Below are 11,426 nucleotides of genomic sequence, written 5' to 3' on the forward strand. Positions count from 1 at the left end.
GAACCATCCCTTTCAGGGAGCCAAGCCCCCGAGTTTCCCACTTACCGCGAGATATTATGAACAAAATTTTCATATACATTTACCATAACATCGAGTTTATAAATTTAGCGATGATTTTTAGTTGTAATTCTAGAGATAGAGTCAGAGATAATTCAACTTACCAGCGAGAATAAAGTTTGGGGATAAGAGGCTGAAATTCTTATCTACAAACTATTTACAGAGATTCTATCGAAAATAAACAGCCAGATTTTCGTTTATTAGCTATTTTGTAAAGTAAATATAAATTTATTTACAAAATTTTTAGAGAAACACTTGGTAAGCGAAAAACCCAGTGACTTCAGCCCTGAAAGTGTTAATCAACTTCGCTATTATTAGTTTCTGTGCTTTGCATAACCGTATCAAAACCCATTCTTTGTTCTGCATTTCGCAAAAAATAACCACTAATCATCGCAGATGCCAATAAGCGACCTAAATTTTCCCGATTAGTAGAAATAGTAATCCCGAACTGTTCAGAAGGTAAATTTCCTAAAAGTCCGATAATATTCCGTTCCATTACCTGCAAAACTTCCGTAGAAGTAGGTTTAGATAATTGGTTAACTGTTTCTGGACTTAATGATTTAACGTATTGCCATAATAAATTACTTGTTTCCGACTCACTATTAAAAAATTCTGATACTCGATTAGATTTGTTACTCACCTTTGACCTCCTTTACTGCCACTACTAACGACGGTGTTTGTGACTGGAATAACTGGTAGTTATTGCTGATTCTATTTAGCTAACTATTATATAATTCATGTCAACCAATCTAACAGTTTATTCCTTTCGAGGGAGTCGGTTTAACCGTACTAAAATGGGAGTGTTTTTCACCTATTTAGTGAGTATGGGTGGGGAAACTCCACCCACAAAGCAAAAAATAACTGACCATTGACTAATAACAACCGACTAACTGGCAAGGTACTCATTCATAGTGGCTTTAGATTTGCGAAGTTTGTTTAAAGCTTCGCGTTCAATTTGGCGGACTCTTTCCCGGCTAATATTCAAGACTTCACCAATTTTAGCCAGAGTTAAAGATTGTCCATCTACTAACCCAAAGCGGAGACTAATGACTTCCTTTTGTTGGGGAGTGAGTTCTGACATGATCCGTTCTAAGTCATAGGAGAGGGAAGTTTGCATGACAAAATCTTCCGGTGTTGCCCCTGTGTCTTCTAACATTTCTCCCAGTTCAGTATCATAGTTATCTCCTAACCGCAAGTCTAGAGATAATGGCAGACGGGCTTTTTCTAAATATTCTCGCACCTGCTTGGGTGTTAGATCTAACTCTTGGGATAATTCCGCTACTGTGGGCGCACGTCCTAGACCTTGGGACAGTTGCCGCTGGGCTTTTTTAATTTTGTTGAGTTTTTCCGTAATATGAATGGGCAAGCGAATAGTCCGGGCTTTTTCGGCGATCGCCCGAGTAATAGCTTGACGTATCCACCAATAGGCATAGGTAGAAAATCTGTACCCTTTGGTGGGGTCAAATTTTTCTACACCTCGTTGCATTCCGATGCTGCCTTCTTGAATGAGGTCAAGTAAATCAACATTGCGTTTAATGTACTTTTTGGCAACGGACACAACTAAACGGAGATTGGCTTCTACCATTTTCCGTTTGGCTATTTCACCAACAGCGATCGCCTGATTTAATTCTGATACTTCTATATCAGAGGCTGCTGCCCATTCTTCTACAGTTGGTTCATGACCTAACTGGGCAGCAAGACCTTCCCGGATCTCATGCAAAGCAGTAGATCGTTGCACCTGTTTACCATAAAAAATTTCTTCTTCGTGGGTGAGGAGTGGCACACGGCCAATCTCACGCAGGTAAGTCCGCACGAGGTCGGTGGCTGATTGAGCGGTCTTCATGGCGCTACTCTTGGGTAATGGTGGGTTTGCTGATAGGGTCGTTAACGGAATAATGTTTTGAGTTGGTCACACCCGATCAACTCAGGTTACTCTTATTTGGGAAATTAGGTACTTTACTGCTAAAGGTTACACCTGTCTGCTTGTTTCCACAAGTATCTATAGTTAGATACACAGTAGCAAGTCAAACATTTTTTGTGTTTTCGGGAATATTAATAATTGTAACATTTATGAGAATAATTTGACTATAGGGAAACCCGCACTTTGGCCGTAATTTGAGATCACCTCAGACGCTGAAATTACTGAATAGCATACATTTACTGGGATAACGATCAATTCTCTAGCCCGGAAATAGCTTCCTCATATTTGTTAAAATATCTCAATGATAACCATAATTATTCTTTTGTAACAATTGCTTAATAATGTCGGACTATGATTTTTAGGATTATTTTGATGAAGATGAGGAAAACGTCTGAACTATGATTTTTCTGATTATTTTGATTAATATGAGGGATTTTCCCGATAAATCCGCAGGATTCATCATAAAAATCATCAAAGGTCTGAACTATGATTCTTGTGATTCTTTTAATTAAGATGATATATCTGTCGTAAAAATCATAGATTTCTGCGAAAAACTAGCCAAATAATCATAAAAATCATCAAAATCACAAAAATCATAGTTTAGACAATTAACTCATGGGACAGTATTCTTGGATTACCTTGACATCCAAAGTTGTGTTTTGCAGAGAATAGATAGCAGCGGCTGTGGCTCTAGCACCTGCAATAGTGGTAATAATGGGGATTTTGTAGCCTAAAGCCGTGCGACGAATTAGCTTAGAATCGGCATGAGCTTCTTCTCCAGAGGGTGTATTGATGATGAGTTGAATTTTTTGATTTTTAATCGCATCCAGGACGTGGGGACGACCTTCATGGAGTTTGAGGACAGATTGAATTTCTAACCCTTGTTCCTGAAGAACTTGACGCGTTCCTTGGGTAGCCATGATTGTAAAGCCTAACTTAATAAACTCCTTGACTACATCTGCTGCGAGAGGTTTGTCTCTGTCACTCATGGAAACAAATACAGTTCCTTGAAGCGGTAATTTTTCCCCTGCGCCTAATTCTGCTTTAGCAAAGGCGCGGCCGAAATCGCTATCAATACCCATTACTTCGCCAGTTGAGCGCATTTCTGGACCCAAAATGGTATCTGTACCAGGGAACTTACTAAATGGTAAAACCGCTTCTTTGACGGCAATATGAGAGGGAATGACTTCTTTTGTAAATTTCACTTCCTCTAAGGTTTTCCCCGACATAATTAAGGATGCGAGTTTGGCTAATTGTACGCCCGTAGCTTTAGATACAAAAGGAACTGTCCGTGATGCTCTGGGGTTAGCTTCCAAAATATACACTTGGGGAGAATAACCATTTGCACCAACTACAGCAAATTGAATATTCATTAATCCCACTACAGATAGAGCTTGTGCTAGTTGAACTGTCCATAACCGGATTTGGTTGAGGACTGCGGGAGAAAGGGAAATGGAAGGTAAGGAACAAGCTGAGTCACCGGAGTGAATTCCCGCCTGTTCAATGTGTTCCATGATGCCACCAATGACAACATTACCAGTATGATCGGCGATCGCATCTACATCCACTTCAATGGCGTTTTCTAAGAACTTATCAATTAAAATCGGGTGATCTGGTTCTACTTGCACAGCAAAGGTCATGTAGCGTTCTAACTCAGTATCAGAATAAACGATTTCCATCGCTCGTCCTCCCAATACATAGCTAGGACGCACTACCACAGGATAACCAATGCGCTTGGCAACAATCAAAGCATCTTCATAACTTCTCGCCATACCATTAGGCGGTTGAGCGATATTCAATTCTTGCAGAATCTTTTCAAAGCGTTCCCTGTTTTCCGCCATATCTATAGAATCGGGAGATGTTCCCCAAATCTTGGTGATACTATTGGAGTTTTGTAAATATTCTTGCAGGGGAATGGCTAATTTTAATGGTGTTTGTCCACCGAATTGGACAATTATCCCCACGGGGTTTTCGGCTTCAATGATGTTGAGAACGTCTTCTTTAGTTAATGGTTCAAAATACAGGCGATCGCTGGTATCGTAATCTGTAGAAACTGTTTCTGGGTTAGAATTGACCATAATTGTTTCATACCCGGCATCATGTAAAGAATACGCAGCATGACAACAACAATAATCAAACTCAATTCCTTGACCAATGCGGTTTGGTCCACCACCCAAAATCATCACCTTGGGTTTATCTGTTGGTAATACTTCCGTTTCTTCTTCGTAGGTAGAATAGTAATATGGGGTCAGAGCCTCAAATTCAGCAGCACAGGTATCAACGGTTTTGTAAACGGGGATAACTTCTAGCTGTTTGCGATAGGTGCGAACTTCATCTTCTTTGGTTTTTGTAGCATAGGCTATTTGGCGATCGCTAAAACCATTTCTTTTGACATCATACATTTGTGCTTTTGTCAACTGCTTTAGAGGAGTGCGCTTGAGAAACTTTTCTATTTCTAGCAGTTCTTGTAATTTATCTAAAAACCAAGGGTCAATTGCCGTTAGTTCATAAATTTCCTCATTACTCATTCCCAACTGCATAGCATGACGCACAGAAAAGATTCTTTCTGGGTTAGGAGTCCGTAATTGAGCGCGAATTTGTTCCCCACTGGGCAATTTTTCGGCTTTATCACAACCCCAACCAGCGCGTCCGGTTTCTAGGGAACGCAAAGCTTTTTGGAAGGATTCATTAAATGTCCGGCCAATAGCCATTGCTTCTCCCACAGACTTCATTTGGGTAGTTAAAACCGCTTCTGAACCAGGGAATTTTTCAAACGCAAACCGGGGAATTTTCGTAACTACATAATCAATTGTTGGTTCAAAGCAAGCGGGAGTTTTTTTGGTGATATCGTTTTGCAATTCATCCAAAGTGTAACCTACAGCTAACTTCGCCGCAATTTTGGCAATGGGGAAACCTGTGGCTTTGGAAGATAAAGCCGAACTACGAGATACACGAGGATTCATTTCAATTACCACCACGTCACCATTAACGGGATTTACGGCAAACTGGATATTAGAACCGCCGGTTTCTACACCAATTTCGCGGATAATTTTAATGGCCATATCCCGTAACCGTTGATATTCTTTATCGGTCAGGGTTTGGGCGGGGGCAACGGTGATAGAATCTCCGGTATGAATCCCCATAGGGTCGAGATTTTCAATAGAACAGATAATCACGACGTTATCGGCTAAATCCCGCATGACTTCTAATTCATACTCTTTCCAACCCAATAAAGATTGGTCAATGAGAATTTGGGAAACGGGACTAGCGTCAATTCCTACTTGCGCCATTTCTTCAAACTCTTCTTGATTATAGGCGATACCCCCACCAGTCCCCCCCATTGTAAAGGCTGGACGGATAATTAAGGGATATGTGCCAATTTGGAGAGCGATCGCTTTTGATTCGTCTAAAGTAGAAGCTGTACCACTGGGACATACTGCAACCCCAATCTTAGCCATAGCTTCATTAAACAGTTTTCTGTCTTCGGCTTTTTCAATTGCGGGTAACTTCGCACCAATTAACTCGACGTTGTATTTATCTAAAACGCCATTTTTCGCTAACGCTACAGCCAAGTTAAGGGCGGTTTGTCCTCCCATTGTTGGCAACAAAGCATCTGGTCGTTCTTTGGCGATAACTTTTTCGACTATTTCCGGTGTTAGCGGTTCAATATAGGTGCGGTCGGCTGTTTCCGGGTCGGTCATAATGGTAGCTGGGTTGGAGTTTACCAGCACGACTTCATAGCCTTCTTCTCGCAAGGCTTTACAGGCTTGAGTTCCAGAGTAATCGAATTCACAGGCTTGGCCAATCACAATTGGACCTGAACCTAACAGGAGTATTTTTTTGAGGTCTTGACGACGGGGCATAGTTTTTACCTTAGATGACAAAAATACAAATCTTGACTATTTTAAGGGTCTTTATGTCCTCATTATCAACTTTTCCGGGTAGCGGTTGCGTTAAGGGGAAGAATTTATGGGAATGGGGGATTTTTGGTAATGGTTTTTACGTTTTTTTTCTCACGCAGAGGCGCAGAAGCACAAAGAGAATTTAATTGTTTATTTATTCGTTATGGATTATGACAATAAAGCTGCACAGATAATTAATTTATCTTTTTTTATCTGCGTTTATCTGCGTTCATCTGCGTTCAATTATTTATTGTTAGATATATAAAATAGGCAATAAAAATAATTGGCTTTAAAGTCCTGATATAGAAAATGGCAGAAATGGTAATTTACTCTTTTCTGCCAAAAGGATTAATTTTGTAAAATTCTCAATTACTAAAATTTTCTCTGTCTTGATTTTGTTAAATTGAGATTATGAGAAGTTTAATTTTGAGCAAGTTGCACAAAACCCAAGGTTAAGCTATCTTTAGCTAGAAAATGAGCTAAGTGATAAGCTCTTTCTTCAGTTTTTAAGAGGATTTTTTCGTATAAGTAGCGTGTGCCTCTATCACCTAAACTCTCTGCCTGTGCGGCTTGACGGCGAATTACTCCAATTAATGCTTGTTCGGCAATTAGGTTATTTTCTACCATCTTCCGAGCAGAAAATACGCCATCTGCTTCTGGTTCAAAACAGCATAATTCAGCTAATTTACTAAAACTTGCTGCGGGTATACCACCCAAACCATTCAAGCGCTCGCCGATTTCATGGATGTGATCTTGTACTTCTTTGTAGCTGGCGTTAAAGAATTCATGCAGTGAATTAAATTCTGCACCTTCAACTACAAAATGATGTTTTTGGTATTGTAAGTACAATGCCTGAAAACTAGCTAATACGACATTAAATCCTTCAACAACTGGGGCGGTAACACTGTGATCTAGTAATACAGGATTGTCGTAAACCTGACCAAAATTGTGTAATATAGTTTGCGTATCAGACATGGTTTTTCTCTCTTTTTAACAGTTATAGTTTTTAACTGCTTATTTTTAACATCTTAGCATTTTCAAAATAAAATCAAGGCTACTAAATCTAAAAAATTTTGGCATTATTACCAATCATAAGTATCAATTTTTCTGCGATATCTATGCTTAAAGATATATATTTGGTATTTATCTTGACTTCAGCCTCAAAGTGTGCATATATCTCTATAAAGAAAAAATGAGATTTTTTCTCAAAATTAATGATAATATTTTGCAGTTAGTGTATTCTAAAGAAAGAAGCTAAACTCCGACTAACTCGCAAATTTAGGCTGTGGGTTTCTAGTTTTACTGCAATTTTATGGCATTTTGAGGGCTACTCGCTTGAAATCTTCTAGCTCGGACACAGATAAAAAGCACGTTATTGATATAAGTTGGGCAGATCGTTGGCAGGTTTATCAACGCTTACAAGAATTAGATATAATTTGTGTTTGTGAGACTAACCAACCTTTAATGGTAGAAATAAATAACCCCACCGCAGCTATTCAACTTTGGAGTGTGATTCAACAATTTACTGCTTCTCGTCAAGACTTGATTAAGAATCTTGAAGCTTGTTGGTAGAAAACGTCGGAACTGTGATTTTTTTGATTCTTGTGATTTTTGTGATGATGATTTTTTACTTCTGACTCTTAACCATTATTTATAGTGAGCGAAGTTGAACCATGAGTATATCTACTAATGCAGCAGTAACGGAATTTTGTTTTGAAGGCAGATTTTTGGATTTTGTCATCAAGGATGGATATAAGCTGAAAGGTTTGTTATTAGGAACTTCTGAGGGTGAATGTTATATAAAATTAGCCAAGCATTTACGGAGTGCTTTTGATTTGCGTTTACCTCAAGGGACTTGGCTGCAAGTTGTGGGGACAAAACAATATAATGCGAAAAAAGATCAGGTAACTCTGGTAGCAGAACGAGTTATGGCTGCAAGTGCTGATATGGGAACAGTTGCAGCGCAAAGTCCAGCTAAGACGAAACCAGCTAAAACACAAACAATTCTGATTTGTCAAAAATCTGATTGTATGAAGCGCGGTGGAAAGGCTTTGTGTCAAGCTTTGGAGTCGGAGTTAATAAATAACGGGTTAGAAGATTCAGTCACTATTAAAGGGACTGGCTGTATGAAAAATTGTAAAGCCGGTCCTAATTTAGTGATGCCCGATAAAACTCGTTATAGTAAAATTAAAGCTGAACAAGTTCCAGATTTGATAGATAAGCATTTTTCTGAGGAAATTCGGGAGAAAGCAGAGGATATGGTAGTAAATATTCCCAGCTTTGTGGAAGTTTAGTTGCTGTTTATTGTTGGGTTTTCTTGCGTCAACCCAACCTACAAATATATGGTTAGTTAATTGCGACAAAAGACGGAGTAAGTGATGATAAAAATTCCATTATTTCTTGTATTAATGGATGTTGTTGTAATATCTTAATTTGTTCATCATTTATATTGCTAAATATTTTCTCATTAATTGATTGTTCTTTTCCTAAAACTGTCTCTAAAAATTCTTTAGGTTTACTTTGAGCAAATTTCCATTCTAAATCATTAAATTGACGTTGTGCTATTTTTTCAATTAATGATTTATCTTGGATTAAGATAATTTCTATTTGTGGAACAGCTAGAGAAGCTTGAAAAGGGATACCGGCAGATGCTCGACGCAATAAATAATTAATTAAATCTTGCTTTTCAAATATTTGAGATTCATTATCTGTATCTGCATCTAGGATTAAGATAACAGGAGTATTTCTGGTAGCAAGTAGTGAACTTGCTAATGATCTGACTTGATACTGTCCGTTTCCTACAACGAATTTAACATCTTGCAAAAGATGTTTAGGAAGTAATTTCTGCAAGATTTCTTGATCTATATTACCTTCTAACACTATATAAGCTAATGTCATAATACAGCCTCAGTTTTAATGTTGTAATTAGCTAGTCCTTGTTCAACACAAATACGATATTTTTTGATTAATGCTCTACGTATACACTCATTTTCTAAGGAATATTTAATTTCTTCTCCTCCCCACAATAGAATAGTTTGAGGTGCAACAAATCCGGCTAAGGTTTCCGATGCTTCTGTAAATCCACTACGACTAAATATACTTCCAATAGTTGCTGCTGGTCTGCGTAATAGTTGATTTCTTAGCTTGGCTATAGGTTCAATTTTAACAGGTTTTGCTGTGTCTTTACATTCTATTATACAAGATAAGCCATCTGCATAAATTACTCCGTCAATTTGTTCTATTTCTTCTCCATCTAAATACACGCTGTAAGGCCAGGTTACTTCGGCGTTGTTGAGTTTAAATGCTCGTAAAACGAGATATTCTAACGCTTTACCTGCATCCCAATTTGGTGTATTACCTGATTCAATTTCTGACCATAATTTGATTAAATCATCCCAGTTATAGCTGGTAATTCTTGCTTTATATTCTGCATTTGTGGTCATGATTCTATCTGATGTTTCGTATGTTGTAACCTTTATTATTAATTCTACGTTACGCTGTTATTGATTATTGTTGGGTTTCCTTGCGTCAACCCAACCTACTAAATTACAAAAACTATTTATTAATTTTGGGTTAAAATATTCCGCGTTCTTCCTTACGATGCAAAAATGCTGCAATTTGTGCAAGTGATTTTAACTTCACTGTGTGCTGACATTGAAAATGTGGACATCTTAGATGAAACATATCTAAAACTACATTTGAGTGGTTAGATTTATCTTTTTCTTTCAAAATCATAGGTACATGGTGTATTGGACAAAGTACATCTCTATCTTCTGCTCCTAAATGTTGTCTCAGCCTAACAACTGTCTTTTGAATTAGTGGACGAGTAAAACTTTGACCAAGTTCGGTATTTGATAGCTGAAGTTCAAGTATATTGGTTTTGTGGAGTAAACCAATATCTTGTGTTTGAAATCTTTGTGTACCTCGACATTGATTACTGTAATAACCAACACAAGACCAAAAAAAATCATTCAATAAAAATATACTACCATCTTTACGATCTCTATGCTGTAACATCATTGGTCTACCGCATACACATCGCTTTTCTAAGACAACTTGCCCCATCTGAAACTGAAGTAGATGAACCTTCTCATTATTCAAAAATGATGTTTCATAGGAATCAGGATTTTTTGCCTGTTCAATGATAACTTCCTGCGTTTTAGCCTTTTGCCACTGCTCAAACTTATCTTCACCTTGCTTTTTGAGTTCTTCTAATTTCTCTCTATCACTTAAATTGAGAGAACCATCACGCGCCCGCTTTTTCTCAATCTCTGTTTGTTCAATATCATTATTTTTGATATCATTTTGAACATTTTGAACATTGTAAAAATGCACATTAACAGAATTTGGATTTGATGCAGGCTGGTTTTCTACACCTCTCTCTCTTAAAGCTTCATCAACAAGTCTAGCAACATAATTTTTTGCTAGTTGATGAAGGGTGTTGATTCCCTTGAAAACAAAAGATCCAGCTCCAAAAATTGCGTCGATAAATCCCATATTCCTAATTTTTGAATAGATTTTTGATTGCCAGTTTATATTTTAATGTCTAAAAACAAAACCGCAAATGTACGCAACCCAAACACAAAATTATCTGCGTGCATCTGCGTGTATCTGCGTTCTAATTAATGCACCAACTCAATAGCCAGCTTAGTCATCCTGTTGTACAGACAATACTATTGACAAAACCCTGAAACCCTATTGATATCGTCACGATTTTATTGGGTTTCAGACATATTTAGGAAAATTGGCAATAGTATTAACAGAATAACCGTTTTGTTGTTCTGGTGGTGAATAACCTTGAGAAATAATTCTAGTATGGGAATTTCCGGCTAAAATTGTGGTGGTGATTTGTCGCACTGCACCAAAATCAATTAAAACCAGTTGCCCACTAGGTCGCAGCATGATATTCTGAGGTTTAATATCACGATGAAAATATTTTTGAGCGTGGACTAAAGCCAGAATTTCTACTATTTGTTTGAGCCAATTAAGAGCTTCTTTTTCAGAAATTGTTTGATAATTACGAAATTCCATCCATTGCTCTAAATTTACCCCTTCGATTTTCTCCATTACCAAGCAATGCAATGGTACAGAACTATTTTTAGGTAAAACGGTAAAATAACCATCTGCTTCTACTTTGGGAATACCCACACTGTTTAACTGACTCAAAACCTTGGCTTCTTGTTGAAACAATTCCACAGCTTTGGGATTATTTTCAGTTAGCACTTTTAAAACTTTGGTTTTTCCACCGTCGTCAATTTCAAAAGTGTTCCCAAAACCACCTTGTCCTAGTTGTTTAAGTACCCGATAACGATTTTGCAGCAGTAGTTGTGACCCACAGTTACGACAAATGGGATTATTTGCATTTGCTAGGTCAATGGGTTTGGGACAGTGCGGGTTGATACAATAGCTCATTACGCCATACTACGTCGTTATACTATTTATTATTAATTTAGTTTAAGCTTGTTTCGTTTAATGATAAACAACCTTGCTTATGCACAGAAGATAGTTCTTCCTCGTCAAAACTATGATAACACGGTTTTCAGTCC

The 11,426-nt window shown here is 37.8% G+C and carries 10 protein-coding genes; 2 read left to right on the plus strand and 8 right to left on the minus strand.

Annotated elements, in window-relative coordinates; all coding sequences use genetic code 11:
• Positions 1–352: 352 nt before the first annotated feature.
• The 4 genes from FJR09_RS02115 to FJR09_RS02130 form a co-directional block, all read right to left on the minus strand.
• Positions 353–697, minus strand: coding sequence for a DUF760 domain-containing protein (locus tag FJR09_RS02115; protein ID WP_015080421.1), 345 nt, complete (start codon positions 695–697; stop codon positions 353–355).
• A 246-nt stretch (positions 698–943) separates the two neighbouring features.
• A complete protein-coding gene (locus FJR09_RS02120) occupies positions 944–1,900 on the minus strand; it encodes an RNA polymerase sigma factor, RpoD/SigA family (protein ID WP_015080422.1) in 957 nt (318 codons plus the stop codon).
• Between the two features lie 686 nt (positions 1,901–2,586).
• Positions 2,587–5,841, minus strand: coding sequence for a carbamoyl-phosphate synthase large subunit (gene carB, locus FJR09_RS02125; RefSeq protein WP_015080423.1), 3,255 nt, complete (start codon positions 5,839–5,841; stop codon positions 2,587–2,589).
• 459 nt (positions 5,842–6,300) lie between these two features.
• Positions 6,301–6,855: a Dps family protein gene (locus FJR09_RS02130; protein ID WP_015080424.1), complete on the minus strand. Its 555-nt coding sequence runs from the start codon at positions 6,853–6,855 to the stop codon at positions 6,301–6,303.
• Positions 6,856–7,215: 360 nt separating this feature from the next.
• Between FJR09_RS02130 and FJR09_RS02135 the strand changes: the two genes are divergently transcribed.
• Both FJR09_RS02135 and FJR09_RS02140 read left to right on the plus strand, forming a co-directional pair.
• Positions 7,216–7,452 (plus strand): Asr1405/Asl0597 family protein, encoded by a 237-nt coding sequence (locus FJR09_RS02135; protein ID WP_015080425.1) that lies wholly within the window; start codon positions 7,216–7,218, stop codon positions 7,450–7,452.
• Positions 7,453–7,553: 101 nt separating this feature from the next.
• Positions 7,554–8,174 carry a (2Fe-2S) ferredoxin domain-containing protein gene (locus tag FJR09_RS02140; RefSeq protein ID WP_015080426.1) on the plus strand — a complete coding sequence of 207 codons (621 nt, stop codon included), beginning with the start codon at positions 7,554–7,556 and terminating at the stop codon, positions 8,172–8,174.
• Positions 8,175–8,226: 52 nt separating this feature from the next.
• Here the strand turns inward: FJR09_RS02140 and FJR09_RS02145 are convergent, their stop codons facing one another.
• From FJR09_RS02145 to FJR09_RS02160, 4 genes are all read right to left on the minus strand, one after another.
• Positions 8,227–8,778, minus strand: coding sequence for a hypothetical protein (locus FJR09_RS02145; RefSeq protein ID WP_015080427.1), 552 nt, complete (start codon positions 8,776–8,778; stop codon positions 8,227–8,229).
• On the minus strand, positions 8,775–9,323 hold the full coding sequence (locus FJR09_RS02150) for a restriction endonuclease (RefSeq protein WP_168654006.1): 549 nt from the start codon (positions 9,321–9,323) through the stop codon (positions 8,775–8,777). The genes FJR09_RS02145 and FJR09_RS02150 overlap by 4 nt, the downstream gene beginning before the upstream one ends.
• 130 nt (positions 9,324–9,453) lie before the next feature.
• The gene (locus FJR09_RS02155) at positions 9,454–10,377 is read right to left on the minus strand and encodes a hypothetical protein (RefSeq protein WP_168633553.1); all 924 of its coding nucleotides are present in this window, start codon (positions 10,375–10,377) and stop codon (positions 9,454–9,456) included.
• A gap of 228 nt (positions 10,378–10,605) precedes the next feature.
• The gene (locus tag FJR09_RS02160) at positions 10,606–11,292 is read right to left on the minus strand and encodes a serine/threonine-protein kinase (protein ID WP_254433014.1); all 687 of its coding nucleotides are present in this window, start codon (positions 11,290–11,292) and stop codon (positions 10,606–10,608) included.
• Between the last annotated feature and the right edge of the window lie 134 nt (positions 11,293–11,426).

Origin of the sequence: Dolichospermum sp. UHCC 0406 (genome assembly GCF_009712025.1) — a bacterium.
Lineage (GTDB): Bacteria > Cyanobacteriota > Cyanobacteriia > Cyanobacteriales > Nostocaceae > Dolichospermum > Dolichospermum lemmermannii.

Coding starts and splice junctions, on each gene's coding strand:
- FJR09_RS02120 (WP_015080422.1), bottom strand. CDS start 1,900: ATGAAGACCGCTCAATCAGCCACCGACCTCGTGCGGACTTACCTGCGT.
- carB (WP_015080423.1), bottom strand. CDS start 5,841: ATGCCCCGTCGTCAAGACCTCAAAAAAATACTCCTGTTAGGTTCAGGT.
- FJR09_RS02130 (WP_015080424.1), bottom strand. CDS start 6,855: ATGTCTGATACGCAAACTATATTACACAATTTTGGTCAGGTTTACGAC.
- FJR09_RS02140 (WP_015080426.1), top strand. CDS start 7,554: ATGAGTATATCTACTAATGCAGCAGTAACGGAATTTTGTTTTGAAGGC.
- FJR09_RS02145 (WP_015080427.1), bottom strand. CDS start 8,778: ATGACATTAGCTTATATAGTGTTAGAAGGTAATATAGATCAAGAAATC.
- FJR09_RS02150 (WP_168654006.1), bottom strand. CDS start 9,323: ATGACCACAAATGCAGAATATAAAGCAAGAATTACCAGCTATAACTGG.
- FJR09_RS02155 (WP_168633553.1), bottom strand. CDS start 10,377: ATGGGATTTATCGACGCAATTTTTGGAGCTGGATCTTTTGTTTTCAAG.
- FJR09_RS02160 (WP_254433014.1), bottom strand. CDS start 11,292: ATGAGCTATTGTATCAACCCGCACTGTCCCAAACCCATTGACCTAGCA.